Consider the following 23,362-nt stretch of genomic DNA (forward strand, 5'->3'; position numbering starts at 1 on the left):
CGAGGGCGGCGCCGAGTTCATCGGCCCGACGCAGGACCGCATCGCCGCGCTCGCCAGGGACATGGGCTTTTGTGGGGTTCCCCCTACACCCCCTCGTGGGGTTCGGCCTACGGCCCCCTTGTGGGGGCTTTTTGTGTTCCTGGCTTGTGGTGGTTGGGCGGTCCCTTTTGCTAGCGGTCTGTTCTGGGGACTGGGTCGAATGCGCTGTTGCAGGCCGCCACCAGGGCGCGGCGGACGGCGCTGTCCAGGAGGCGCAGGGCCTCGCCTCTGCGGCTCATCTGGTCGGCGCTGAGGCCGCGGTCGTCCATCTGGCGGGCCAGGTCCACTACTAGGGAGAGCCGGCCGGCCAGCGCGGCTACGCGGTGTGCGCGCTGCGGGTAGCCGGGGGCCAGCGGGTGGTCGCCGCGGTCGGGGTCGCGCAGGTCGACCAGCGCGTCCGCGATCTCCGGTGGGACGCCGGCGAAGTCGTCCACCGTCAGCAGCGCCTCCGTGGCGTCCCGCATCGCTAGCGTGAGGCTCCGGTCGGCCTCGGCCAGGGACGGGACGTCCGGCAGGGCCGCCGACGCCTCGTGGGGCGTCCAGCGGACGCCGACGTAGGACGAGCCGCGCCGGTCCTCGGTGGGGACCAGGCCCATCGCCCGGCCGTCCAGGACGGCGACTACGGCGGCGCCCGCCTCGATCGCCGCGGTGTTGAACGCGGGCGGGCCGGTCAGCCCGAGCGGGTCGCCGGGCTCGGGCAGCGCGAGCCGCAGCGCCGACAGCCCGCCGACGCGCAGGTCGCCGAGGCCGCGGCGCAGCGTCACCTCGGCGGGCTCGCCGCCGAGGATCTGCGGGCCGGCGTTCTTCTCGACCGCGTCGACCGCCTCGTCCAGCCCGACGTGCCCCGTCAGCCAGGCGTTGCCCCAGGCGACCAGCGCGGTGGCGACGGCCCCGCTCATGCGTTCGGGCTCATTCCCAGACAGTTCGCAATGGGCATGCGATCCACGATAAGCGCTCGGATCGCCGGTTCCACCGGACGTAAGGGACCTATCGCGGCGGAGGAGCACCGTGGGGCCGCCGTTTCCGCCGGGGATCCGGCGGCCCACCGCCAGCCCGGATCGCATAGGTTCTTTCCTGAGAGAGAGATCACGGGCTACCGGATGGGAGACGAAGGCGCGCGATGGCCGGCGAGGTGCTTCAGCTCCGCGGAGTCGGGGTCAGGCGCGGCGGGGCGTCCCTGCTGCGCGATGTCAACTGGACGGTGGACGAGGGCGACCGGTGGGTGATCCTGGGGCCGAACGGGGCCGGCAAGACGACGCTGCTCCAGGTCGCCGCCGCGATGCTGCACCCCACTGAGGGCGGTGTCGAGATCCTGGAGGAGGAGCTCGGCCGCACCGACGTGTTCGAGCTGCGGCCCCGCATCGGCATCGCCAGCTCGTCCGTCGCGGAGAAGGTCCCGGCCGGTGAGACCGTCATCGACCTGGTGCTGACCGCCTCGTACGCGATCATCGGCCGGTGGCGGGAGGAGTACGACACGACGGACGTCGGCCGCGCCGTCGCGCTGCTGGAGGCGCTCGGCTGCGCCGACCTGGTCCGGCGGACGTTCAGCACGCTGTCGGAGGGCGAGCGCAAGCGCGTGCAGATCGCCCGCGCCCTCATGCCCGACCCCGAGCTCCTGCTGCTGGACGAGCCCGCCGCCGGCCTCGACCTCGGCGGCCGCGAAGACCTCGTCGCCCGCCTCGCCGCGCTGGCCGGCGACCCGGCCGCCCCCACGATGGCGATGGTCACGCACCACGTGGAGGAGGTCCCGGAGGGCTTCACGCACGCGCTGCTGCTGCGCGGCGGCCAGATCGTCGCGCAGGGCAAGGTGGACGAGGTGTTCACCCCCGAGCACCTCTCGGACACCTTCGGGCTGCCGCTGACGGTCGACCGCCAGAACGGCCGCTGGTACGCCCGCTCGCTCCGCTGATATCGGGCGGAACCCGTCCGAACCACCCCCCGATCGACGGTGCCCGGCACCGGTGTCCCTACGATGTGCGCACCGTCGTGAACTCGCAGCGCTGAGATGGGACGCACGTGAACCTGCTGGACGCGGCCGCCATTTTCGCGGCCGGGGTGGCCGCCGGAAGCATCAACACGGTCGTCGGGTCCGGCTCCCTCATCACCTTCCCCACGATGCTGGCGCTCGGCTACCCGCCCGTCGTGGCGAACATCTCCAACAACATCGGGCTCGTCCCCGGCGGCGTGACCGGCGCCTACGGGTACCGCGAGGAGCTGAAGGGCCAGCGGAGCCGGCTGGTGCGGCTGGCCAGCGCGTCCTTCCTCGGCGCGGTGATCGGCGGCCTGCTGCTGCTCGGCCTGCCCGCCGAGGCGTTCAACGTCATCGTCATCGCGCTGATCATCATCGCGCTGGTCCTGGTCGTCGTGCAGCCGCGGCTCCAGCGGTGGATGATGCGGCGCCGCGAGGGCGAGCACAATCCGCACGGCGGCCCGGTGCTGTGGGCGGGCGTGCTGTTCGCGGGCATGTACGGCGGCTACTTCGGCGCCGCGCAGGGCATCATCCTCATCGCCCTGCTCGGCATCATGCTGGACGACGACCTGCAGCGCATCAACGCGGGCAAGAACGTCCTGTCGGCGGTCGTGAACGGCACCGCCGCGCTGCTGTTCACGCTCATGTGGCTGTTCGCCGACACGAAGGTCAGCTGGCTCGCGGTGCTGATGATCGCGGCGGGCTCGACCTGCGGCGGCATGATCGGCGCGCGGGTCGGCCGGCGCATCCCGCCGCTGGTGCTGCGCGGCGTGATCGTCGCCGTCGGCGTGGCCGCGATCGTGAACCTGCTGCTGGCCTGACCAGCGTTTTCGGGGGCCGTGCCGGGATTCGCGGGCCGGCATTTCGGGTATATCTCGAATATACGTTCGACTACCGGAGGTTCGCGCGGATGAAGGGCGACAGGGTCGAGATCGTGGTCGACGCCGGGGGCGACGGAACGCGGACGTACGAGGTCGCGGCCAGCCGCGCCGGCCGCCGCGTGGAGATCGCGACCAGGCGCGGCGTCGTGGAGGTCACCGAGGTCACCCGGACGGGCACCCCCGTCCGGACGGCGCGCTTCATGTCCAGCCGGGTGCTGGCCCTGGTGGAGCATCCCGTCGGCACCGAGCCCGCCGAGCCCGCCTAGGCGGGCCGTGCGTCAGACGGGCCGCACCTGGAGCATGCCCTCTTCGGTGACGCGGGTCTCGAAGGCGGGCTGGCGGGCCGTGGCGGGGCCGTGCACGACCGAGCCGTCCGCGACGCGGAACGTGCTGCCGTGCCAGGGGCAGACGACGCAGATGTCGGCCTCGTCGTCGGTGACGATGCGGCCCTGGTGGAGCGGCCCGGCGAGGTGGCTGCAGCGGTCGGCGAGGACGTGGACGTCGTCGCCGGTCCGCAGCACGAACAGCCGGATGTAGCCGAGCCTGCGGGTGACGGGCCAGCCGTCCGGGAGCTCCTCGGCGGCGCACAGGTCGTGCCAGCCGAGCGGGACGAGGTGGGCGACCTGGTCGGCGTGGCTGGCGCCGGCGGCCTGCCGGAACGCCAGATGCCCGCCGAGGTAGGCGCCGGCGACGAGCGTGGACAGCCCGGCGAAGCCGAGCGCCCGGCCGGCGCCGTCGCGGCCCTGGTGGCGGGCGATGAGCGACGCCGAGTACAGCAGGCTCGTCGTCGCCATCCCGGCGGCGTGGACGAGCCCGACGCGCTGCTGTTCGCGGTGCAGCGAGCCCCAGTCGGCGATGCCGGTGAGCACGGTCGGGACGGCTCCGGCGAGGCCGGCGGCGACGAGGGCCTGCGCGGCGCGGCGCGTCCCCGGCATGAGGTCGAGGACGGCGGCGGAGACCCACAGGCCGACGGGCACGTCGGTGAGCGGCGGATGGGCGGGCTGGCCGAGCGGGACGCCGTGCAGGGCGTCCTTGGCCGGGCCGGGCCGCAGCGTCCGCCGCACGGCCGTGGACAGCACGCGGATGGTACGGTCCAATCCGCTCGCCTGCTCCAGTGCCTCGGTGGCGTCCGCGATCCCGGGGGACGCCTGCGGCCGGGACCCGCGCCGGAATATGTTCACCCGTCGGTGCATGTCCCTCCTCCGCGGCTATGAGACGCCTGATGCGACATTAGTCTTCCGCGTTCTCCTGCGGCCAGTCATACCTACCTGCGGCCGGGAGGGGCTAAACAACGGGGTCAGGGCACCGGCGCGGGCGATACCGCCTCCAGCGTGACGGGGACGCCGTTGAACACCGCATTGCCCGACAGGGGGTCGATCTCCTGCTCGTCGGTGACGGCGTTGACGTTGACGCCCGCGTGCTCGCGCGCGACGGCGGTATGCGTCCCAGGGCGGTCGTGACCCCATCCGTGCGGGAGGCTGACGACGCCTGGCATGACGGTGTCGGTGGGTTCTGCAACGGCCTCCACGGTGCCCGTGCGGGAGGTGACGCGGACGGTGTCGCCCGCAGCGACGCCTATACGTTCGGCATCAGCGGGGTTGAGCTGGAGAGTGCACGTGTTGGAGCCGCGCACCAGTTCGGGGACGTTGTGCAGCCAACTGTTGTTGGAGCGCAGATGGCGGCGGCCGATCAGTACGGTGCCGTCGTTCTGCGGGGCGCTCAGGGCCGCGTGCAGCCGGTCGACGTCTGCGGCGAACGTGGACGGGCACAGCTCGACCCGTCCGGACGTCGTGCAGAGCACCTCGTCCAGGCGCGGCTTGAGGGCGCCCAAGTCGAGGCCGTGCGGGTGCTCGGTGCGCAGGCGGGTGAGGGTGAGGCCGGACGGGTCGGCGCCGAACCCGTCGCCATAGGGGCCGAGGCGCAGCATCATGTCGAGCCGCTGCTCGGTGGACGTGCCGCTGTCGAGCATCTTGCGCAGCTCGTCCGGCTCGCGGCCGTGCACCGGGGAGCCCGCGAGCGCGGTGGCCTTCGCCAGCGTCGAAGTGATGATCATCTCGTCGAGGGCGGCGGGGTCGCCGTCCGCGCCGGTCGCGGCCATCGCGAGCCGCGCGAGGAGCATGGCCTCGCTGGGGCGCCCGTCCGGCAGCGGGACGACGGGCGGCGAGTAGCGGGCGTAGTCGCGGACGGCGAGCCCCGTCAGCGCGATGTCGTAGTGCGGCGTCTGCGCCGGGCGCGGCGGCGGCAGGACCACGTGCGCGTGCCGGGTCGTCTCGTTCAGGTAGGGGTCGACGCTGACCATGAACTCCAGCCCGGCGAGCGCGCGGTCCAGCCGGGCGGCGTTCGGGGACGACAGCGCCGGGTTCCCGCCGATCGTGACCAGCGCCCTGACCTGGCCCTCGCCGGGGGTCTCCAGCTCGTCCGCGAGCGTGGCGACCGGCAGCTCCCCGTTGACCTCGGGCAGGCCGCGGACGCGGCTGCGCCACCGCCCGGTCGTGAACGGCTTCTTGCGCCGGTACACGGGCATGTGGGCGGGCCGCGGGAACATCGCGCCGCCCTCCCGGTCGAGGTTCCCCGTGAGGACGTTCAGGACGTCCACGAGCCAGCTGTTGAGCGTCCCGTACGCCTGCGTGCAGGTCCCGATGCGGCCGTAGACGGCGGCGCGGCCGGCTCCGGCCAGCTCGCGGGCGGTCCGCCGGATCACGTCCGCCGGGATGCCGGTGACGGGCGTGACGCGCTCGGGCGCGAAGTCGACGGCGAGGGCGCGCAGGTCGTCCAGGCCGTTGACGCGTCCGGCCAGGTGCTCGGGGGACGCGACCAGGTCCTCGGCGAACAGGGTGTGGACGAGCGCCATGAGGAAGAACGCGTCCGTCCCCGGGCGGATGAACAGGTGCTCGTCGGCGAGCGCGGCCGTCCGCGTGCGGCGCGGGTCGACGACGGTGACCTTGCCCCCGCGCGCCTGGATCGCCTTGAGCCGTCCGGGGAAGTCGGGGGCCGAGGCCAGGCTCCCGTTCGACTCCAGCGGGTTCGCGCCCAGCATGAGCAGGTGGTCGGTGCGGTCGAGGTCCGGGACGGGGATCGCCAGGGGGTCGCCGAACATGTGCCCGCACGCGACGTGCTTCGGCATCTGGTCGGCGGTACTGGCGGTGAACAGGTTCCTGGTGCCGAGCGCCTTCACGATGGCGGCGACGTACAGCGGCCCGGCGATCGAGTGCGCGGTCGGGTTGCCGATGTAGACGGCGACGGCGTCGCGCCCGTGCCGCTCGATGACGCCGGCCAGACCTCGCCGGACGGCTTCGAACGCCTCGTCCCATCCGGTCGCTTCGCCGTTGACGAGGGGTTCCGCCAGGCGGTCTGGGTCACCGTCCAGGCTGCCGAGGGTCGCGCCCTTGGGGCAGATGAAGCCTTTGCTGAACGGGTCCTTAACGTCGCCGCGTACGCGGGTTACCGCTCCCGTGTCGTCCAGGGTCAGTTCCAGCCCGCACAGGGCTTCGCAAAGGGGACAGGTGCGGAACGCCGTGCGGTCGCCCATCGAGACACTCCTTGTCAAACGGGACCGTTGTCCCATGATGACCGGTGCGTCCATACCGCGCCATGGCCGCCCCCCGAGGCATGGCCGAAGCACGGTTTTGAGAGTTACTTTTAATACGAGGACTTTCGGCAGCCGCTAGGGAGCTGCTATGGAGCCGTGGGTCGCCTGGTTGCTGGTCGCCGCGCTGCTCGGAATCGCCGAGCTGCTCAGCCTCACGCTGGCCCTCGGCATCCTCGCCGTCGCCGCGCTCGCCGCCGGGCTGACCGGGGCGCTGGGCCTGCCGCTCGCCGCGCAGGCCGCCGTGTTCGGCGTGGGGGCGGTCGCGGGCCTCGCGTTCGTCCGGCCCTTCGCGACCCGGCACATCAGGCAGCCGCCGCCGCTGCGCTCCGGCACCGCCGCGCTGGTCGGCCGCGAGGCGTACACGCTCACCGAGGTGAACCGGCACGGCGGCCGCGCCCGCATCGGCGGCGAGGAGTGGACGGCCCGCCCCTACGACCCCGACCTCGTCATCCCGGCCGGCGCGACCGCCGACGTCCTCGCCATCGAAGGGGCCACGGCCCTGCTGTATCCGGTCTCGGCCGAGGAGCCACCATGACCGATGTCGCCATCGCCCTGCTCGTCGTCGTGCTCGCCGGGGTGTTCGTCCTGGCCACCGCCGTGATGCGGGCGGTCTGGATCATCCCGCAGGCCCGCGCCCGCAACGTCGAGCGCCTCGGCCGCTACCACCGCACCCTCGAACCCGGCATCAGCTTCGTCGTCCCGTTCGTCGACCGGGTGAAGCCGCTCCTCGACCTGCGCGAGCAGGTGGTCTCGTTCAAGGCGCAGCCCGTCATCACCGAGGACAACGTCGTCGTCCACATCGACACGGTGCTGTTCTTCCAGGTCACCGACCCGCGCGCCGCCGACTACGAGATCGTGAACTACATCAAGGCGATCGAGCAGCTCACCGCGACGACCCTCCGCAACGTCATCGGCACCCTCGACCTGGAGGCCACGCTGACGTCCCGCGACCGGATCAACACGGCGCTGCGCGGCGTGCTGGACGACGCGTCCGGCAAGTGGGGCATCCGGGTGACCCGCGTGGAGATCAAGGCGATCGAGCCGCCGCCGTCCATCAAGGACGCGATGGAGAAGCAGATGCGCGCCGAGCGGGAGAAGCGCGCCGCGATCCTCACCGCCGAGGGCGCCCGCGCGTCCGCGATCCTCACCGCGGAGGGCGAGCGGCAGTCGACGATCCTGAAGGCGGAGGGCGCCCGGCAGGCCGCGATCCTGGAGGCCGAGGGCCAGTCGGCGGCGATCGAGCAGGTCTTCAACACGATCCACAAGGCCGACCCGGACCCGAAGCTCCTCGCCTACCAGTACCTCCAGACCCTCCCGAAGCTGGCCGAGGGCCAGGGCAGCACCTTCTGGGTCATCCCCAGCGAGGTGACGTCCGCGCTACAGGCGGTCAGCCGGGCCTTCAACGGCGCTCTGGACGAGGCCAAGGGGGCACCCGAAGAGCGCGACTGACGTTCGGGGCAGACGTGGCGAAGCGGCCGGGCGGGGGAGGCCACCCGGCCGCTTCAGGGGGTGAGAGGCGGCTCGAGGCCGTGCCGTCCCTCTGGAGGTGGGCTGCGGGACCGCGTCGCGGTCGGCTCAATCTAACGTCATAGACACGACCGGTTCAAGATAATGATCGGTTTGCCTTTAGTGGGCCTGGTCGCCCGCTCGTGGCATGCTTGGCCGACCCAGCAGGTCCACTGGGCCGGACGGAGGCGAAGCGATGAGCAGGCGGGGGAAGGCGGCCGTGGCGGCGGTCCTGGTCGGGATGGCCATGACGGCGGCGGCGTGCGGCGGCTCGGGCGACTCCGAGGCGGAGGGCGCGGGACCGCCGTCCGCGACGTCCGGCGCCGCGGGGGGCGGCGGGGCCACGAAGCCCCCGGCGCCCGCGAAGGAGCCGATCATCATCGCGTTCGGCGGCGACACCCACTTCGAGGGGCAGCTCCGCGCCCGGCTCGGCAACCCGTCCACGGCGCTCGGCCCGGTGGCCAGGCAGCTGCGCGCCGCCGACTTCACCATGCTGAACCTCGAGACGGCCATCACGACCGGCGGTACGCCCGCGCCCGGCAAGCAGTACGCCTTCCGGGCCCCGGCGACCGCGTTCAAGGCGCTGAAGGCCGCCGGGGTCGACGTCGTCTCCATGGCCAACAACCACGGCATGGACTTCATGGACGGCGGCCTGCGCGACTCCCTGGCCGCCATCAAGCGGACCGGGTTCCCGGTCGTCGGCATCGGCAAGGACGAGGACGACGCCTTCAAGCCATACCGCGTCACGGTGAAGGGCAACAAGCTCGCCGTCGTCGGCGCCACGCAGGTGCTGGACGACAACCTGATCCAGGCGTGGACGGCCACCGACACCAAGGGCGGTCTTGCCTCGGCCAAGAACGTCCCCCGGATGGTGCAGGCGGTGAAGGAGGCGCGCAAGGGGGCGGACGTCGTCATCGTCCACCTGCATTGGGGCGCCGAACTCCAGCCGTGCCCGCTGCCGCGCCAGAAGGAACTCGCCCAGCAGCTCGTCGAGGCCGGTGCCGACATCATCGTGGGGGGCCACGCGCACATTCCGCTGGGCGGCGGCTACATGGACAACGCGTACGTCCACTACGGCATGGGCAACTTCGTGTTCTACTCCGCCAACGGCCAGACGGCGAAGTCCGGTGTGCTGTTCCTGAAGGTGCAGGACGGCAAGGTCACCAAGGACAAGTGGAGCCCGGCCCTCATCAGCGGCGGCGTCCCCATCCCGATGAAGGGCGCCGCGGCGAAGGCGGAGCTCAAGCGGTGGAACGGGCTGCGCGGCTGCACGGGGCTCTCGGCCAGTCCTGTGTCCTGAAGTCCGGCGTCCTGAAACTCCCTGAGGGCGGCTCAGCCGATGCGCTTGAGGGTGTGCGTCGGGGTCTCGCCGAAGCGCTGCCTGTAGTGGGCGGCGAACCGGCTCATGTGGAAGTACCCGGCGGCCTTGGCGACGTCCGTGACGGTGCCGGGGCCGCGCTGCGCCACGCTGAGCGCCGCGCGCGCGTGGTCGAGCCTGACCCCGCGCAACAGCTGGGTGGGGGTGAGGCCCCACTCGTCCTGGCAGATCGCCTGGAGCTGGCGGACGCTGATGCCCACCGCCGCCGCGATGTCGGTGACGCCGATGGGGCGGTGGTGGTGGTGCTCCACCCACTCGCGGATGGTGCCGGCGAGATGGTGCGGTGACCGCGCGGGCGGCTCGGCGAGGCATTCGGTGGCCGTGTGCGGCAGGCCGAGCAGGAGGGCGGTGAGCAGCGACTCCTCCAGCGTGCGCGCCGCCAGCGGGTGCAGCCCGCCCCGGCCCGTCGCGTGGTCGAGGACGTCGCACACGTGCCGCCAGGTGCGCTCCACGATCGAGGCGGGCGCGATCGCGGGCCTGCCGGCCCGGTGGAAGCGCAGCGGCGCGGTGTAGTCGCGCCCGAGGTGGCAGGCGAGGTGGTCGGCGAGCCGCCCGGTGCTCGTGGCGATGACCAGGCAGCCCAGCGTCGGATGTGGCGTCATCCGCATCGCCTCGTCGTGGGACAGCACCAGGCTGCCGCCCGCGACGTCGTTGTTGTGCGTGGACCGGTACTCGACGCCCATGGGCGCCATGGGCGCGCACATGGCGAAGTGCCCCTCCGTCGGGGGCGTGTCGACGACGACCCCGCCGCCCCCGTACCGCACCCAGACCAGGTTGACCGCGCCCAGGGCGAGGGCGTTGACGGCACCGTCGAGAGGGGCGCACGGGTCGCGGGCCTGGAGGTCGTGGCCCACGGCGAAGGGTTCGACCGAGTCGTGCAGGACGTCGATGTCCGCGCTGACGACCCGCTGGTACGCCGACAGCGGCGGCGAGGCATCGGTGAGAGTCATGGTCGGGTCGGAGTCATGGTCGGGTGAGAGTCATGGTCGGGCGGACGGAGCCGGTTCGGGACGGTCGATGGGCAGGACACCCCGGGCCCGCAGCCGAGGCATGACCTCGGCGGCGAAGTGGCCCAGTTCATCAGCGTAATTGAGGAACGACAGAGCGATACCGTCAAAGCCCGCACGCGCGAACTCCGCGATGCCGTCCGCCACGTCGTCGGGGTCGCCGACCAGCGGGCAGCTGCCGTGGCCGGCGGCGAACCGGTCCCGGTAGATCTGGAGCATCTCGGGCGTGAACGACTGCGCGTGCAGCCCCTGCAGCCGCATCACCTCGTCGACGGCGGGCCAGTCGGCCTGCTCGTCGGCGTAGTAGCGCAGGAAGTCCTCAGCCTCGCTCCTGGTCGGCCGGCAGACGACGTGCCCGAGCGTGAAGACGCCGACCGTCCGGCCGTGGGACGCGGCCTCCGCGCGGATGGCCTTCACGATCTCCGCGCCGTCCTCGGGACCGGCGACGACGGTGAAGGCCCGGTCGGCGTTGCGCGCGGCGAACGAGCGCCCCTGCCTGGACGAGCCCGCGTTGATGACCGGCAGGCTGTGCCCGTTGAACGGCTTGGGGCGCCCCACGACGTGCTGGAGCTTGAAGAACCGCCCGTCGTGGTCGAACGGCTCGTCGGTCGACCAGATGCGCTTGACGACGTCCCACCACTCCTGCGCGAGCGAGTACCGGGTGTCGTGGTCGTCGGGCAGCGTGAGGCCGAACATCTCGTACTCGGGCGCGTGCCAGCCCGCGACGATGTTCAGCCCGACCCGGCCCTGGCTGAGGTGGTCGGCGGTCGCGAGCTGCTTGGCGGCGACGACGGGATGGTGGAACGCGGTGTGGACGGTGCTGAACACCCGCAGCCGCTTGGTGCTGGCGAGGAGCCCGGACGCCCAGACGAGCGGGTCGAGGGCGCTGCGGTGGAAGTCGGTGTCGGGGCCCCAGTCGGTCCAGCGGGCGACGGGCAGCAGGAAGTCGATGCCGCTCTCGTCCGCGATCCGGGCGAGCCGGAGATTGTTCTCCCAGGTCGCGTGCCACCTTTCCGGGGCCTTCGTGATCGCCAGTCCCGATTCGGTGTTGGGGGAGAACAAGCCAAGCTGGAATCCCATGCCGACCTCTTTCCGTCCGGCGGCGTTCGGCATTGCCCGCCCAGTATCGGAAGCCGGGGGACGATCGGCAACGGCCGGCGGCGGCCGGGTGCTCACACCGGGATGGTGCCGAGCGCGAGCCGGTCGAAAGGGCCGGGCTCTTTCGTCCGCCGGCGCTCTCCCGTGGCGTACACGACGACGCGCGCCGGCCGTTTGCGCCGCTCGCGGGCGCGCAGCGCCAATTCCTGCACGACTTCGGCGAGATGGGCGCCGCAGGAATCGCGTCCGGTCTCGGTCCGGGCGGCCGCCTTCAGCCGCACATGGAAGCACGACGGGCGACCACAGCGCGGCATCGAGCAGGATTGTTCGCCATGGAGGGGATCGCTGTGCATCAAGGGGCACTTTCGATGTCGCGGGGTCGGGTGGGCAAACGTGCGGCGGCCTCCATCATGGACCACCGGGTGACGGGCTTCAACGCGAATGGGATAGTCCAGCGCGGCATCCGGCTAGCGACAAATAACGCAAAAGGCGCATTTCCTCGAACAAAGCGCCCCGCGGCCGGAGCGCGGGCGGCCGGGCGCCCCGCGACGTAGGGTGGCGGCATGGCGATGCGGGACGACGCGCGGCGAATCCGCGTCCTCACCTTCAACACGCTGTTCCGGGGCCGCGTCCGGGCCCGCATGGACGCGCTGGCCCGGCTCGTCGACGAATCGGACTACGACATCGTCTGCCTGCAGGAAGTGGTATCGCCGCCGGTCCTCGCACGGTTCCGCCGGGCGACGGCGTCCTTCCCGTTCATGGCGCGGGCCCGGGGATTTCCGATCGTCCGCGGCGGCCTGGTCACGCTCTCCCGGTGGCCGATCGCCAGAACCCACTTCCAGCCGTACGCGCTCGCCCGCCCCGCCCGGCCGGAATGGCTGCTGAACAAAGGCGCGCTGTTCACCCGCATACGGCTGCCGGGCGGCTGCCTGACGGTGGTGAACACGCACCTTTCCGCGAACATGGACATGGACTGGTCCCCGTCCAATGCCTATACCAAGGTGGAGCAGTCCGAACTGGAGCAGCTCGCGACCGCGATCAAAAGGATCGACACGGCGGAACCGCTGATCGCCATGGGCGACTTCAACGTGCCCCGCGACTCCCGCTATTTCGCGGATTTCGCGGCCGCCGCCGGCCTCCGGGACGCCCTCGCCGGCCGCACGGAGCCCACCTTCCGCCCCGAGTACGCCGATATCGGGGCGATCGACCAGTTCCTCCACAGGCCGGGTCTGGAGGCGGAGCCCCGTCTGGTGTTCACCGACGAGATCCGCCTCGACGACGGCACCACCGCCCCCCTCTCCGACCACTACGGCATCGCGGCCACGGTGACGCTCTAGCCCCGGATCAAGTCAGCGGGTGGCCCGTGGTGGCGTCCACCGAAGAGGGCACGGCGTCATGGCGGTCGCCCACGCTCAGGGTGCCGGTCGGCTCGAACAGCAGGATCGCGGCGCCGCCGGGCGCGGACGGCTTGTGCTCCACGCCTCGCGGGACGACGAACACCGCCCCCTTGGGAAGGGTGACCGTCCGTTCGCCGCCGCCGGGCGCGTCGCGCAGGGCGATGGCGAGTTCGCCGTCGAGGACGAGGAAGAACTCGTCGGTGTCGTCATGGGCGTGCCAGACATGGTCGCCCTCGACCTTGGCGACGCGGACGTCGTAGTCGTTCACACTGGCGACGATGCGCGGGCTCCACAGGTCGCTGAAGGAGGCCAGCGCCGCCGCGAGTTCGATGGGTTCGCTGTTCACCCCACCACCCTGCCGGGCCGCCGCACCCCGCCGTGAGTGCTAGAAATCGCGTATGCCGCAAGGATCCTCGCACCGCGTGGTGATGATCGTCGACACCGGCTCCAACCCGTTCGAGATGGGCGTGGCCACCGAGCTGTTCGGCCTGCGCCGCCCCGAGCTGGACCGCCCCTGGTACGACTTCGCGCTGTGCGCCGCGGGCGGCGAGGCCGTCATGCACGCGGGGCTGTTCACCATGTCGGGCATCGCGGACCTGTCCGCCGCCGGACGCGCGGACACGGTGATCGTGCCGAACCGTCCGGACCCGGACGAGGACCCCGCGCCCGAGGTCCTGGCCGCCGTCCGGGCCGCCGCCGCGCGCGGCGCCCGGCTGGTCGGCCTGTGCACCGGCGCGTTCACGCTGGCGGCGGCGGGCGTCCTCGACGGGCGCCGCGCGACCATGCACTGGCGCTGGGCCGAGACGTTCCGGGCGCGCTTCCCCCGCGTCCACCTCGAACCGGACGTGCTGTTCGTCGACGACGGCGACGTCCTGACCTCCGCCGGGAGCGCCGCCGCCCTCGACCTCGGGCTGCACCTCGTCCGCCGCGACCACGGCGCGGAGATCGCGAACGCGGTGAGCCGCCGGCTGGTGTTCGCCGTGCACCGCGACGGCGGCCAGCGGCAGTTCATCGAGCGCCCGATGCCGGACATCCCGGACGGCTCGCTCGCGGCCCTGCTCGACTGGGCGCGGGAGCGGCTGGACGAGCCGCTGACCGTGCCCGCCCTGGCGGCCCGCGCGGCCGTCAGCCCGGCCACGCTGCACCGCCGCTTCCAGGCCGAACTCGGCACCACCCCGCTCGCCTGGCTCACCGCCGAGCGCGTCGAGCTGGCCTGCCGGATCATCGAGCGCGGCGAGGCCCGGCTGGACGCGGTGGCGCGCGCCAGCGGCCTCGGCACCCCCGCCAACCTGCGCGCCCAGCTGCGCCGCCGCACCGGCCTCAGCCCGTCCGCCTACCGGCGGCGCTTCGCGGCCGCGGAGAGCGCGGCGGAGCGCCGCGGTTAGGCTTGCGATCATGTGCGAGACAGGCGGCGGGCAGGCGGAGGCACTGGCGTCCATGCCGCGTCCGGCGGCGGGCGCGGCGGTCGATCCGATCGCGCTGGAGCCGGTCGACGAGGTCGAGATCGTCACCCTGGTGGACAACGTCTACGACGCCCTGCTGACCGACGGCGAGCGCACCCGGCGCGCCGGCGCCGGCAAGGGCGCGGTGACGGCTCCGCAGTTCGAGGAGGGCCGGACCTTCGCCGGGATGGTCGCCGAGCACGGCTTCTCCGCGCTGGTCACGGTGCGCCGGGGCGACCGCTCCACCACCCTGCTGTTCGACACCGGCCTGTCCCCGGACGCGATGGTCACCAACGCCGACCGGCTCGGCCTCGACCTCGGCGGCATCCAGGCCGTCGTGCTCAGCCACGGCCATTTCGACCACGCGGGCGGGCTCGCCGGGCTGGCGGGCAGGCGCGGCGTCCGGTCGCTGCCGATGGTGGTGCACCCGCTCGCCTGGACGCGGCGGCGCCTCGCGGTGCCCGGCCGCGAGCCGGAGGAACTGCCGACGCTGAGCCCCCGCGCCCTGGCCGGGGAGGGCTTCGAGGTCATCGAGCGCCGCGAGCCGTCGCTGCTGCTGGACGGCAGCGTGCTGATCACCGGCGAGGTCGACCGCACCACCGAGTTCGAGCGCGGCATGCCGCCGCCGCACCAGGCGTGGACCGGCTCCGGCTGGGTGCACGACCCGCTGGTGGCCGACGACCAGGCGCTCGTCGTGCACGTCCGCGACCGGGGCCTGGTCGTGCTGACGGGCTGCGGGCACGCGGGCGCGGTCAACATCGTCCGGCACGCGCGCCGGCTCACCGGCGTGGACCGGCTGCACGCGCTCGTCGGCGGCCTGCATCTCGGCGGCCCGGCCTTCGAACCGGTCATCCCGCCGACCGTCGCCGCGCTGACCGACCTCGCGCCGAGCCTTCTCGTCCCGGGGCACTGCACGGGCTGGCGCGCCCAGCACGCCCTGGCCGCCGCGCTGCCCGACGCCTGGGTGCAGAGCAGCAGCGGCACGACGTACCGCCTGTCGGCCTGACCCTTTTCAGCCGGCCGGCAGGTTCAGTCGGCCAGCAGGGACTCGATCGCCTTGTTCAGGCGGGCCGTGCGGCCGGCCGGGGTGCGGGCCTTGAGGAGCGGGAGGATGAGCAGGTAGCGGTCGGTCTTGCCCAACTCCTCGAAGCGGGCGGCGGCCTCCGGGCGGGCGGCGAGCGCGGCGGCCAGGTCGGGCGGGACGGCGGCGTCGCGCTGCCGGACGTAGGCCGCCGTCCAGCGGCCGTCCGCGCGGGCGGCGTCGATCTCGGCCCGGCCCGCCGGGCGCATCCGCCCGGCCGCGATCAGGGCCTCCGCCCGCTCCACGTTGACCCGCGACCACGGGCTGCCCTTGCGGCGCCGCGAGTAGCGCTGCAGGTAGAAGTGCTCGTCGAGGCCCTTGCGCTGGCTGTCGATCCAGCCGTGGCACAGCGCGACGTCCAGCGCGTCGCCGATCCTGAGCGAGTCGACGGGCGCGCCCTTCTTCGCGATCTTCAGCCAGACGCCGTCCTCGGAGTCGTGGTGCGCGGCCAGCCACGCCTCCCATGCGGCGGCGTCCTGGAAGTGCATCATGAGCGGCCCCCATGCTCGGCGTGACCAGCGGGATTAGAGAATCGCACGGCCCTCCGACAGACCGCCGGGCGGGTCAGCCGGGCTTGCGCGCCTCGATGAGGACGCGGGACGAGTGGGCGATGAAGGGCCCCTCGCGGCGGATCCGGTCGTGCAGGGCGCGGAGGCGGTCGCGGTGCTCGGCGACGGTGAAGCCGGGGACGATCCAGATGACCTTGCGCAAGAAGTGGACGACCGCGCCGATGTCGGAGAACTCCATGCGGAGGCGCTCGTGGCGCAGGTCGGCGATGACGAGCCCGGCGGCGCGGGCGTCGGCGCTCTCGACGTCGGGATGGCGGGCGCCGCGCGCCTCCGGCTGCGGGCCGAGGAAGTACTCCGTGAGCTCGAAGACGCTCGCGGGGCCCACGTGCTGCGCGAAGTACGTCCCGCCGGGGGCGAGGACGCGGGCGATCTCCGCCCACCGGACGGTGGCGGGATGGCGGCTCACGACGAGGTCGAACGCCCCGTCGGCGAACGGCAGGACGCCGGTGTCGGCGACCACGACCACGCCCCGGGGGTGCAGGAGGCGGGTGGCCTTGGCGAGGTTCGGCGGCCAGGACTCGGTGGCGGCCATGGTCGGCGGGAAGGTCCCGGCACCGGCCAGGACCTCCCCGCCGCCCGTCTCGATGTCGAGCGCGGCGGTGGCGCGGGCCAGGCGCTCGCTCATGAGCCGCTGGTAGCCCCAGGAGGGGCGCTGCTCGGTGGCGCGGCCCTCGAACCAGGAGAAGTCCCAGCCTTCGACGGGTGCCGATTCGGCCTCGTCCAGCAGTTCCTCGAAGGTGCGGTCCATCGGCCGGTTCATCGGTCGGAGACTCCGAACATGGGGAGGCACGGGGCGAGGCCCTCGACGGTGACGGGAACGGCGGCGTGCTTCTCCCAGGCCGCGCGGGTGAGGCGCACGTGGTGCTCGGTGGTCGCCGCACCGCGGATGACCTGGCGTCCGATGCCGTTGTCGGTGTAGCCGAGCTTGCGCGACACCGCGCGGGACGCGTGGCTGTCGGCGAAGGCGCTGGACAGGGCCTCGTCGGCGCCGAGCCCGGCGAAGGCCAGGTGCAGGACGGCGGCTCTCATCTCGGTGCCGATCCCCCGCCCGTGGTGGCGCATGCCGAGCCACGAGCCGCTGTACACCTGGCGCAGGACGGCGAGGTCGCGGGCCCTGAGGTCCTGCTGGCCGACGATCTCGCCGGCGTGGAAGACGCTGAGGTTGAGCTGCCAGTTCTCGGGCGTCCAACGTCCGAGCGTCTCCCAGTGGTGCTGGACGACGCTCCGGGCGATCTCGGCGGGCGGCCGGTCCGTCCACGGGACCATGAACGGCATCGTGTCCGGCGCGTGGACGCCCTCCGCCGCGACGTCCGCCAGCGCGCCGAGTTCTTCCGGGGACGGCAGCCGCAGTTCGAGGCGCGGTGTTCTCAGCCGGAGCCCCAGAACGGGGAAGTGGTCGACCAGCATTCCCTCACGATGCCGGGTCGGCGCGCCCGGCCGCATCCCGTTTTCGCGGCGCGTCAGTGGCCGAGGAGCAGGAAGACGATGCCGCCGACGAGGTGGGCGACCACGGTGATGATCAGGACGGCGACGAAGACGTTCTTCGCCGTCGGGTGGTCGAACTGGGAGCCGGGGCGGCCGCGGTGCTCCGAGCGCGCCTCGGCCTGCCGTTCGAGGTCGTCCAGCGACGGCAGGAAGGACGGTCGCTTCAGGGCCATCGGTCAATGTCCTTCCTGGTCAGGGAGCGGTGCTCGCTCTTCGTTCCAACGCTCGGGCAACCCTGTTCTCATCCCTCCGCGATGGGGCCGGGGACGCTCCTTGGGTAGCTTGGACGGCATGTCGTCCTCTCTCCTGTCGGGTGTCACCGGCCCCGCGCGGCGGGTGCCGCAGCCGACGCGGCGGCGCAACGCCGGCGCCGTGCTGCGGGAGGTGCACCGGGACGGGGCGGTGTCGCGCACCGAACTGGCCGAGCGGATGGGCGTCAACCGGAGCACGATCCTCACGCTGATCGCGAAGCTGGCCGCCACCGGGCTGGTGCGGGAGGAGCCGGCCGCCGCGACGGGCCGCGCGGGCCGGCCGTCGCTGGTCGTCCGCGCGGAGAGCGCGCGGGCGTACGTGCTGGCCTTCGACGTCGCCGTGGACCGGCTCGTCGCCGCCAGGGTCGGCCTCGGCGGGACGGTGCTGGAGCGCCGGGAGGCGCCGCGCCGCCGCGGCGAGGACGACCTCGACGAGGTGGTCGGCGCCCTCGCCGGGTTCGGCGGCGCGCTCGTGGCCGCCGCGCCGGACGGAGCGGAGTGCGTCGGCGTCGGGGTGTCGTACTGCGGCATGATCAGGGCCGTCGACGGCAAGGTGCGGCTGGCGCCCACCATGGGCTGGACGGACCTCGACGTCGGTCCGGAGCTCGGCCGGCGGCTGGGGCTCGGGCTGCCGGTGGCGGTCGGCAACGAGGCCCACCTGGGCGCGCTGGCCGAGTACGTGCGCGGCGCGGGCGTCGGCAGCCGCAACCTCGTCTACCTGCACGGGGACGTCGGGGTGGGCGGCGGCATCATCGTCGGCGGCCGGCTGCTGGACGGCGACGAGGGCTACGCCGCCGAACTCGGCCACATGATCGTGAACCCGTACGACGGGCGGCCCTGCAACTGCGGTTCGCGCGGCTGCCTGGAGGCGGAGGTCGGCGAACCGGCGCTGCTGGAGGCCGCCGGACGCGCCGGCGGGCCGGTCGGCCGGGACGGCGTGCGGGCGGTCGTCGCGGCGGCCGAGCGGGGTGACCCGGCGGCCCGGGACGCCCTGGACCGGGTCGGCGGCTGGCTCGGCATCGGCGTCGTCAACCTGATCAACCTGTTCAATCCCGGCGTCGTCGTCTTCGGCGGCATGCTGAGCGAGATCTACCGGGGCGCGGCGCCGCAGGTCCGGGCCCGCGTCCGGACGAGCGGCCTGCCGGTGTCGCGGGAGCGGGTCGCGCTCCGCACCGCCGCCCTCGGCTACGACGCGACGCTGGCGGGCGCCGCCGAGCTGGGCTTCGCCGCGCTGCTGGCCGACCCGCTGGGCGTCCTCGGCGCCGAGCGCGCGAACGCCTAGGGCCGGACGGCCCGTTTTCCCTCCGGCGGGGGATGATCATGGCTCTCGCGGGTGACGTGGCGGCGGGGGCGCGCCGATGAGCATGAAGTCCATGACCACCACCGCCCGTCCGGTGCCCGTGTGGGCCGACCGCGTCGCCCACCTCGTCCCGCTGACCGTCCTGCCGTCCGGCCTGTGGCGGATCGCCCTCGGCCTCGGCGTGCCGATGGGGTTCGCGGAGGGCGGCGAGATGGCCGACTTCCCGCATCCGATCGGCACCCCGTACGTCTTCGCGCTGAGCGTCGTCTGCGAACTCTTCGCGCTGCTCGCGTTCGGGCTGGTCCGGCCGTGGGGCGAGGTGTTCCCGCGCTGGTTCCCGCTCGTCGGCGGGTGCCGCGTGCCCGTGCCGTTCGCCGTCGGCACGGCGTCGCTGGGGGCGGCGGCCGTCACGGCCCTGGGCCTGGTGGGCGCTTCCGGCTGGACGGACGCGATGGCCGACAGCGACAGCCCGCACGGCTTCGCCGGGGCCGTCATGACGGCCGCCTACGCGCCGTTCCTCGCCTGGGGGCCGCTGCTGGCGGTGCTGACCGTCCACTACTACCGCCGCCGGACGGTGCCGGCCGCGGGGCGGCTCTCGGGTCAGCTCGGGCGCTGAGCGGCGTGCTCCGCCAGCTCCAGGTCGATGAACGCGGCGATCATCGACCGCCAGACGGCCTCCGCGACCTCGGGCGCGAGGCCCGCGTCCGCCGCCCGCCGCCGCGCCAGCGCGACGACCCGCTCCACTCGGTCCGGGGCGCGGACCGCCTGCTCGTCGGTCTTGAAGGCGGCGGCGGCGCGCACCAGGCCCTGCCGCTCCGCCAGCAGGCGGACGAGCTCGCCGTCGATGCCGTCGATCCGGGCCCGCACCTCGTCCAGCGAATCCATGCCGCGATCATTCCAGCCGCGGGACGGCCGGCGGGTGGCCGCCCCCGCCCGGAGTCAGCCGTTGCCGCCCCAGCGCGGGCCGCTGTAGCGCATGAGGACGCCTTCGAGCTCCTGCCGGGAACCCTTGATCCGGTGGACGGGCATGACGACGATCCAGCCCGTCTTCCTCTCCAGGTAGCACAGCGGGGTGCGCGGCCCTCTCGTCGGTGGATGACCGGTGCCGGCGGCAGGGGAGACGCAGAGCGACCATCCGGCGGGTGAGTCCGCGCGGCGGACCACCACGCGGCCGATCCCCTGCCACGGGTAGCGGACGAGCCGGCCGCCGAACCGGACCTGGATGCCGTTGTGGCTGATTTCCAGGTCGCACGGGCTCAGCAGTTCCCTGATGAGCGGGACGAGCCAGGCCACGGGGACGCGGACGAGTGCGATGGCCATCACGAAGAGCACCGCGAGGATCAGCACGGGCAAGGGGCCGCCCCCGGAATCCGCCATGCCGACCACGCCCTTCAAGGTGAAGAGGCCGAGGACGAGGCCGAGCAGAAAGCGGAGGGAATGCCCGACGAGCGCCAGCGCGACGGGAAGTCTGTTGCCTTTGAACAGCACGGGCGGAAGCTGCGTGGTGGCATGGGTTTCCGGGGCGACGAGCGTCCACCCGCTGGCCTCGCCCGCGGCTTCTTGACCGGTTCCGGCTCCTTGCCCGGTTCCAACCCGGGGGCCGGTCCCGAAGGCGGGGTCGGTGCCGGGGGCGGGATAGCGGGTCAGCATTTCCTGGACGGGCTGCGGAAGCCACGCCCCGCTGCCGCCGGCCGGGCGCAGCGCGTCCAGCAGTTCCGGCGGCTCCGGACGCGCCGCCGGGTCCTTGGCGAGGCAGTTCGCGACGATGTCCCGGAGGGGGTCAGGCAGGGCGTCCAGGTTGGGTTCCTTGTGGACGACCCGGTAGACCAGGGCCTCCGAGGGCCCTTCGCCGAAGGGCCGCACCCCCATGACGTGCGCGAGGACGGCGCCGAGGGCGAAGACGTCGCAGGCGGGCGTGACCGTCCCCTCGGACAGCAGTTCGGGCGCCATGAATCCGGGCGTCCCGGCGTGCGCGGTGACACCGGACGCGTCCACGGCGCGGGCGATGCCGAAGTCGATGACGCGCGGGCCGTCGGCCGCGAGCAGCACGTTCGAGGGCTTGAGGTCGCGGTGCACGACGCCGGCGAGGTGGATGGCCTCCAGGGCCTCGGCTAACCCGGCGCCCAGCACGAGGGCCGACTCCAGCGGGAACGGCCCGTGCTCGGCGACGGCGGCGGCGAGCGACGGACCGGGGACGTAGGCCGTGACCAGCCATGGGACGGGGGCGTCGAGATCCGCGTCCACGACCGGGGCGGTGTGGAAGCCGCCGACCTGGCGCGCCGCTTCGACCTCGCGTTTGAAACGCCGCCGGAACTCGGCGTCGGAGGCCAGCCCCGGATGGACGAGTTTGACCGCCACCGGGCGCCCGCCCGGCGACGAGCCGAGGAATACCTGCCCCATTCCGCCCGCGCCGAGCCGGGCCGAGAGCGCATATCGGCCGACGGCGCGAGGGTCTCCAGGACGCAGGTCTTCCACCGCGGCTCCCCGTGCTCCGATGTTCAGGTTTCCGCTCGCCGGGGCGAGTCGACCGCCATTAAAGCGGACCGGTGCGACGCGGTGTAGGTCAGGAGACGCAGAAGCGGCGAATACGGGAAGGCGTGGCAAACGGGCGCTATGCCGCCGAGGTGGTGAACTCGGTGATCGTGACCTTCTGCTTGGGCTGGCCGTCGTCGCCGCTCTCCGTGCCCTTCCCGGCGACCCGGTCGATGACGTTCAGACCGGAGGTGACCTGCCCGAAGACCGAATAGGAGTGGTCGATGGCCGGTGCGTCCCCGTAGAGGATGAAGAACTGGCTGCTGTTGGTGCCGGGGCCCGCGTTGGCCATGGCCACGGTGCCCCTGTTGTAGGGCGCGGACGTGTTCTCGTTGGCGAACACGTACGACGCGCCTCCGGCTCCGGTTCCGGTCGGGTCACCGCATTGGAGGACCTTCAGGCTCGGGTTCGTGGTCAGACGGTGGCATGACGTGCCGTTATAGAAGTTCTTCTTGACGAGGAATGCGAGCGAGTTCACCGTGCACGGCGCCGCCGGGTCCAGTTTCAGTTCCAGGACGCCGACGTTGGTCTTGATGGTGGCCTTGGTGGGAAGTTGGGGCGGGCTGACCGGCGGCGTCCCGACGAACTTCACCTGATTGCTGGACGAGGGCGGGTAGGTGCATTTGGCTCCGGCGTGCGTCGTCTGCGCGACCGGCTTGCCGCTGTTCGGATCGTCGGTCTTCTTCGTGCCGGGCTCGTCGCCGCCGTTCAGCAGGATCGCGGTGGTGAGCCCGCCCACCACCAGCAGCACACCGGCCGCCGCCGCACCGGCGACGAGCAGCGGACGCTTGCTCCGCCCCTTCGCCGGGCGCGTGCTCGCGGCGGCGGGGAAGCCCGGCGGCAGCCCGACCGGGCCGGCGCCGGGAGCGGTGCCCCCGCCGAACGGAGGCCCGGCGTTGGGCGGCGCGGGGGCGGCGGCCGGCGGCGTCCACGGGCCGGCCGGAGGCGGGGGCGCGATCGGCGCGGCGGCGGGCGCGGTGCCGGCGGGACGGGTGGCGGCGGAGGTGCCCTCGGCGAGGAGGTTCGCGTCCGGCCCGATGCCGAGGAGCCGCTGGAGCACCTGCGTGGCGGTGAGACGGTCCGCCGGGTCCTTGGCCAGGCAGGACGCCGCGAGATCGCGGAGCCGGTCGGTGAGCGCGCCGAGGTCCGGCTCCCCGTACAGGATGCGCTGCATGATCGCCGGGACCGAGTCGCCGCCGAACGGCGGCACCCCGTTGGCGGCGAACGCCATCGTGCAGGCCCACGCGAACATGTCCACGGGCGCGCCGCCGGACGAGCCCGACACCTGCTCGGGCGCCATGTAGGCGGGCGTGCCGACGGCGCCGGTCATGGTGGCGGACGTGGCGTCGAGCGGCCGCGCGATGCCGAAGTCGATGACCTTCGGGCCGTCCGGGCCGAGCAGCACGTTGGCCGGCTTGAAGTCGCGGTGGACGACGCCCGCCTCGTGGATCGCGGCCAGCGCGGTCGCGGTGCCGATCGCCAGCCGGACCTGCTCGTCGGGGGACGCGGTGCCGCGCTCGGCGATCAGGTCCTTCAGCGACGGGCCGTCGACGTACTCGGTGATGATGTGCGGGAGGTCGTCGTCGGCGGTGGCGGCGAGGACGCGGGCGGTGCAGAACGGGGCGACGCGGCGGGCCGCGGCGAGCTCCCGCTCGAACGCGGTGCGGGCCCGCGGGTCCCGGCCGAAGTCGGCGTGCAGCAGCTTCACGGCGACGCGCTGCCCGGTCTCGTCCGACTCGCCCAGGTAGACGGTGCCCTGGGCGCCCTCGCCGATCCGGGCCGTCAGCCGGAATCCGCCCACTTCGCGCGGATCGTTGCTGCGCAACGGACGACTTTCC

25 protein-coding genes are annotated in these 23,362 nt (G+C 73.1%); 11 read left to right on the forward strand and 14 right to left on the reverse strand.

Annotation, left to right across the window (positions count from 1 at the left end; translation table 11 throughout):
* Nucleotides 1-170: 170 nt before the first annotated feature.
* Nucleotides 171-938 carry a hypothetical protein gene (locus tag AB0K34_RS09840; RefSeq protein WP_138634711.1) on the reverse strand — a complete coding sequence of 256 codons (768 nt, stop codon included), beginning with the start codon at nt 936-938 and terminating at the stop codon, nt 171-173.
* A 221-nt stretch (nt 939-1,159) separates the two neighbouring features.
* Here AB0K34_RS09840 and AB0K34_RS09845 point away from each other — a divergent pair, with 221 nt between their 5' ends.
* From AB0K34_RS09845 to AB0K34_RS09855, 3 genes are all read left to right on the forward strand, one after another.
* Nucleotides 1,160-1,948 carry an ABC transporter ATP-binding protein gene (locus AB0K34_RS09845; protein ID WP_138634714.1) on the forward strand — a complete coding sequence of 263 codons (789 nt, stop codon included), beginning with the start codon at nt 1,160-1,162 and terminating at the stop codon, nt 1,946-1,948.
* 107 nt (nt 1,949-2,055) lie between these two features.
* The gene (locus tag AB0K34_RS09850; RefSeq protein ID WP_301175326.1) at nt 2,056-2,829 is read left to right on the forward strand and encodes a sulfite exporter TauE/SafE family protein; all 774 of its coding nucleotides are present in this window, start codon (nt 2,056-2,058) and stop codon (nt 2,827-2,829) included.
* An 89-nt stretch (nt 2,830-2,918) separates the two neighbouring features.
* The gene (locus tag AB0K34_RS09855) at nt 2,919-3,155 is read left to right on the forward strand and encodes a hypothetical protein (RefSeq protein WP_138634720.1); all 237 of its coding nucleotides are present in this window, start codon (nt 2,919-2,921) and stop codon (nt 3,153-3,155) included.
* Nucleotides 3,156-3,167: 12 nt separating this feature from the next.
* Here the strand turns inward: AB0K34_RS09855 and AB0K34_RS09860 are convergent, their stop codons facing one another.
* Nucleotides 3,168-4,082: a Rieske (2Fe-2S) protein gene (locus AB0K34_RS09860; RefSeq protein ID WP_138634723.1), complete on the reverse strand. Its 915-nt coding sequence runs from the start codon at nt 4,080-4,082 to the stop codon at nt 3,168-3,170.
* A gap of 104 nt (nt 4,083-4,186) precedes the next feature.
* On the reverse strand, nt 4,187-6,418 hold the full coding sequence (locus tag AB0K34_RS09865) for a molybdopterin oxidoreductase family protein (RefSeq protein WP_364547093.1): 2,232 nt from the start codon (nt 6,416-6,418) through the stop codon (nt 4,187-4,189).
* A 148-nt stretch (nt 6,419-6,566) separates the two neighbouring features.
* On the opposite strand from AB0K34_RS09865, the gene AB0K34_RS09870 reads away from it, so the two are divergent.
* The 3 genes from AB0K34_RS09870 to AB0K34_RS09880 all read left to right on the forward strand — a co-directional run bounded on the left by AB0K34_RS09870 (nt 6,567) and on the right by AB0K34_RS09880 (nt 9,284).
* Nucleotides 6,567-7,013, forward strand: a complete 447-nt coding sequence (locus AB0K34_RS09870) for an NfeD family protein (protein ID WP_138634729.1) — start codon at nt 6,567-6,569, stop codon at nt 7,011-7,013.
* On the forward strand, nt 7,010-7,927 hold the full coding sequence (locus AB0K34_RS09875; protein WP_364547097.1) for an SPFH domain-containing protein: 918 nt from the start codon (nt 7,010-7,012) through the stop codon (nt 7,925-7,927). The genes AB0K34_RS09870 and AB0K34_RS09875 overlap by 4 nt, the downstream gene beginning before the upstream one ends.
* A 253-nt stretch (nt 7,928-8,180) precedes the next feature.
* Nucleotides 8,181-9,284 carry a CapA family protein gene (locus AB0K34_RS09880; RefSeq protein ID WP_364547100.1) on the forward strand — a complete coding sequence of 368 codons (1,104 nt, stop codon included), beginning with the start codon at nt 8,181-8,183 and terminating at the stop codon, nt 9,282-9,284.
* A 32-nt stretch (nt 9,285-9,316) separates the two neighbouring features.
* On the opposite strand, the gene AB0K34_RS09885 is transcribed toward AB0K34_RS09880, so the two are convergent.
* The 3 genes from AB0K34_RS09885 to AB0K34_RS09895 all read right to left on the reverse strand — a co-directional run bounded on the left by AB0K34_RS09885 (nt 9,317) and on the right by AB0K34_RS09895 (nt 11,820).
* Nucleotides 9,317-10,312, reverse strand: a complete 996-nt coding sequence (locus AB0K34_RS09885; RefSeq protein WP_364547103.1) for a helix-turn-helix transcriptional regulator — start codon at nt 10,310-10,312, stop codon at nt 9,317-9,319.
* A gap of 30 nt (nt 10,313-10,342) precedes the next feature.
* On the reverse strand, nt 10,343-11,449 hold the full coding sequence (locus AB0K34_RS09890; protein ID WP_301175329.1) for an LLM class flavin-dependent oxidoreductase: 1,107 nt from the start codon (nt 11,447-11,449) through the stop codon (nt 10,343-10,345).
* Between the two features lie 92 nt (nt 11,450-11,541).
* Nucleotides 11,542-11,820 carry a hypothetical protein gene (locus tag AB0K34_RS09895; RefSeq protein WP_364547107.1) on the reverse strand — a complete coding sequence of 93 codons (279 nt, stop codon included), beginning with the start codon at nt 11,818-11,820 and terminating at the stop codon, nt 11,542-11,544.
* 210 nt (nt 11,821-12,030) lie between these two features.
* Between AB0K34_RS09895 and AB0K34_RS09900 the strand changes: the two genes are divergently transcribed.
* On the forward strand, nt 12,031-12,804 hold the full coding sequence (locus tag AB0K34_RS09900) for an endonuclease/exonuclease/phosphatase family protein (RefSeq protein ID WP_364547110.1): 774 nt from the start codon (nt 12,031-12,033) through the stop codon (nt 12,802-12,804).
* 7 nt (nt 12,805-12,811) lie between these two features.
* Here AB0K34_RS09900 and AB0K34_RS09905 read toward each other — a convergent pair whose 3' ends face one another.
* On the reverse strand, nt 12,812-13,210 hold the full coding sequence (locus tag AB0K34_RS09905; RefSeq protein WP_364547113.1) for a cupin domain-containing protein: 399 nt from the start codon (nt 13,208-13,210) through the stop codon (nt 12,812-12,814).
* A gap of 52 nt (nt 13,211-13,262) precedes the next feature.
* Between AB0K34_RS09905 and AB0K34_RS09910 the strand changes: the two genes are divergently transcribed.
* Nucleotides 13,263-14,249 carry a helix-turn-helix domain-containing protein gene (locus AB0K34_RS09910; RefSeq protein WP_364547116.1) on the forward strand — a complete coding sequence of 329 codons (987 nt, stop codon included), beginning with the start codon at nt 13,263-13,265 and terminating at the stop codon, nt 14,247-14,249.
* 10 nt (nt 14,250-14,259) lie between these two features.
* Nucleotides 14,260-15,312 (forward strand): MBL fold metallo-hydrolase, encoded by a 1,053-nt coding sequence (locus AB0K34_RS09915; protein ID WP_364547119.1) that lies wholly within the window; start codon nt 14,260-14,262, stop codon nt 15,310-15,312.
* Nucleotides 15,313-15,335: 23 nt separating this feature from the next.
* Here AB0K34_RS09915 and AB0K34_RS09920 read toward each other — a convergent pair whose 3' ends face one another.
* The 4 genes from AB0K34_RS09920 to AB0K34_RS09935 all read right to left on the reverse strand — a co-directional run bounded on the left by AB0K34_RS09920 (nt 15,336) and on the right by AB0K34_RS09935 (nt 17,614).
* Entirely contained in the window at nt 15,336-15,878 is a 543-nt protein-coding gene (locus AB0K34_RS09920; protein WP_364547122.1) for a YdeI/OmpD-associated family protein, read from the reverse strand.
* A 73-nt stretch (nt 15,879-15,951) separates the two neighbouring features.
* Nucleotides 15,952-16,704: a class I SAM-dependent methyltransferase gene (locus tag AB0K34_RS09925; RefSeq protein ID WP_364547271.1), complete on the reverse strand. Its 753-nt coding sequence runs from the start codon at nt 16,702-16,704 to the stop codon at nt 15,952-15,954.
* A gap of 8 nt (nt 16,705-16,712) precedes the next feature.
* Nucleotides 16,713-17,363, reverse strand: coding sequence for a GNAT family N-acetyltransferase (locus AB0K34_RS09930; protein WP_364547125.1), 651 nt, complete (start codon nt 17,361-17,363; stop codon nt 16,713-16,715).
* 53 nt (nt 17,364-17,416) lie between these two features.
* Nucleotides 17,417-17,614, reverse strand: coding sequence for a hypothetical protein (locus AB0K34_RS09935; protein ID WP_138634765.1), 198 nt, complete (start codon nt 17,612-17,614; stop codon nt 17,417-17,419).
* Nucleotides 17,615-17,732: 118 nt separating this feature from the next.
* Here AB0K34_RS09935 and AB0K34_RS09940 point away from each other — a divergent pair, with 118 nt between their 5' ends.
* Nucleotides 17,733-18,974 (forward strand): ROK family transcriptional regulator, encoded by a 1,242-nt coding sequence (locus AB0K34_RS09940; protein WP_138634768.1) that lies wholly within the window; start codon nt 17,733-17,735, stop codon nt 18,972-18,974.
* Nucleotides 18,975-19,065: 91 nt separating this feature from the next.
* Complete coding sequence (locus tag AB0K34_RS09945; RefSeq protein WP_364547129.1) at nt 19,066-19,608, forward strand: hypothetical protein; 543 nt, start codon at nt 19,066-19,068, stop codon at nt 19,606-19,608.
* Here AB0K34_RS09945 and AB0K34_RS09950 read toward each other — a convergent pair.
* The 3 genes from AB0K34_RS09950 to AB0K34_RS09960 all read right to left on the reverse strand — a co-directional run bounded on the left by AB0K34_RS09950 (nt 19,593) and on the right by AB0K34_RS09960 (nt 23,349).
* Nucleotides 19,593-19,877 (reverse strand): chorismate mutase, encoded by a 285-nt coding sequence (locus tag AB0K34_RS09950; protein WP_364547132.1) that lies wholly within the window; start codon nt 19,875-19,877, stop codon nt 19,593-19,595. The two genes, AB0K34_RS09945 and AB0K34_RS09950, sit on opposite strands and share 16 nt — an antisense overlap.
* 54 nt (nt 19,878-19,931) lie before the next feature.
* The gene (locus tag AB0K34_RS09955) at nt 19,932-21,467 is read right to left on the reverse strand and encodes a serine/threonine-protein kinase (RefSeq protein WP_364547135.1); all 1,536 of its coding nucleotides are present in this window, start codon (nt 21,465-21,467) and stop codon (nt 19,932-19,934) included.
* Nucleotides 21,468-21,603: 136 nt separating this feature from the next.
* Nucleotides 21,604-23,349: a peptidylprolyl isomerase gene (locus tag AB0K34_RS09960; protein ID WP_364547138.1), complete on the reverse strand. Its 1,746-nt coding sequence runs from the start codon at nt 23,347-23,349 to the stop codon at nt 21,604-21,606.
* Between the last annotated feature and the right edge of the window lie 13 nt (nt 23,350-23,362).

It is taken from the genome of Actinomadura sp. NPDC049382 (assembly GCF_040677125.1).
GTDB lineage: Bacteria > Actinomycetota > Actinomycetes > Streptosporangiales > Streptosporangiaceae > Spirillospora > Spirillospora geliboluensis.

Excerpts from the sequence above, each read along its gene's own strand:
- AB0K34_RS09840 (WP_138634711.1), bottom strand. The coding sequence starts at position 938 with ATGAGCGGGGCCGTCGCCACCGCGCTGGTCGCCTGGGGCAACGCCTGG.
- AB0K34_RS09845 (WP_138634714.1), top strand. The coding sequence starts at position 1,160 with ATGGCCGGCGAGGTGCTTCAGCTCCGCGGAGTCGGGGTCAGGCGCGGC.
- AB0K34_RS09855 (WP_138634720.1), top strand. The coding sequence starts at position 2,919 with ATGAAGGGCGACAGGGTCGAGATCGTGGTCGACGCCGGGGGCGACGGA.
- AB0K34_RS09860 (WP_138634723.1), bottom strand. The coding sequence starts at position 4,082 with ATGCACCGACGGGTGAACATATTCCGGCGCGGGTCCCGGCCGCAGGCG.
- AB0K34_RS09865 (WP_364547093.1), bottom strand. The coding sequence starts at position 6,418 with ATGGGCGACCGCACGGCGTTCCGCACCTGTCCCCTTTGCGAAGCCCTG.
- AB0K34_RS09870 (WP_138634729.1), top strand. The coding sequence starts at position 6,567 with ATGGAGCCGTGGGTCGCCTGGTTGCTGGTCGCCGCGCTGCTCGGAATC.
- AB0K34_RS09875 (WP_364547097.1), top strand. The coding sequence starts at position 7,010 with ATGACCGATGTCGCCATCGCCCTGCTCGTCGTCGTGCTCGCCGGGGTG.
- AB0K34_RS09880 (WP_364547100.1), top strand. The coding sequence starts at position 8,181 with ATGAGCAGGCGGGGGAAGGCGGCCGTGGCGGCGGTCCTGGTCGGGATG.
- AB0K34_RS09885 (WP_364547103.1), bottom strand. The coding sequence starts at position 10,312 with ATGACTCTCACCGATGCCTCGCCGCCGCTGTCGGCGTACCAGCGGGTC.
- AB0K34_RS09890 (WP_301175329.1), bottom strand. The coding sequence starts at position 11,449 with ATGGGATTCCAGCTTGGCTTGTTCTCCCCCAACACCGAATCGGGACTG.
- AB0K34_RS09895 (WP_364547107.1), bottom strand. The coding sequence starts at position 11,820 with ATGCACAGCGATCCCCTCCATGGCGAACAATCCTGCTCGATGCCGCGC.
- AB0K34_RS09900 (WP_364547110.1), top strand. The coding sequence starts at position 12,031 with ATGGCGATGCGGGACGACGCGCGGCGAATCCGCGTCCTCACCTTCAAC.
- AB0K34_RS09910 (WP_364547116.1), top strand. The coding sequence starts at position 13,263 with ATGCCGCAAGGATCCTCGCACCGCGTGGTGATGATCGTCGACACCGGC.
- AB0K34_RS09915 (WP_364547119.1), top strand. The coding sequence starts at position 14,260 with ATGTGCGAGACAGGCGGCGGGCAGGCGGAGGCACTGGCGTCCATGCCG.
- AB0K34_RS09920 (WP_364547122.1), bottom strand. The coding sequence starts at position 15,878 with ATGATGCACTTCCAGGACGCCGCCGCATGGGAGGCGTGGCTGGCCGCG.
- AB0K34_RS09925 (WP_364547271.1), bottom strand. The coding sequence starts at position 16,704 with ATGGACCGCACCTTCGAGGAACTGCTGGACGAGGCCGAATCGGCACCC.
- AB0K34_RS09930 (WP_364547125.1), bottom strand. The coding sequence starts at position 17,363 with ATGCTGGTCGACCACTTCCCCGTTCTGGGGCTCCGGCTGAGAACACCG.
- AB0K34_RS09935 (WP_138634765.1), bottom strand. The coding sequence starts at position 17,614 with ATGGCCCTGAAGCGACCGTCCTTCCTGCCGTCGCTGGACGACCTCGAA.
- AB0K34_RS09940 (WP_138634768.1), top strand. The coding sequence starts at position 17,733 with ATGTCGTCCTCTCTCCTGTCGGGTGTCACCGGCCCCGCGCGGCGGGTG.
- AB0K34_RS09945 (WP_364547129.1), top strand. The coding sequence starts at position 19,066 with ATGACCACCACCGCCCGTCCGGTGCCCGTGTGGGCCGACCGCGTCGCC.
- AB0K34_RS09950 (WP_364547132.1), bottom strand. The coding sequence starts at position 19,877 with ATGGATTCGCTGGACGAGGTGCGGGCCCGGATCGACGGCATCGACGGC.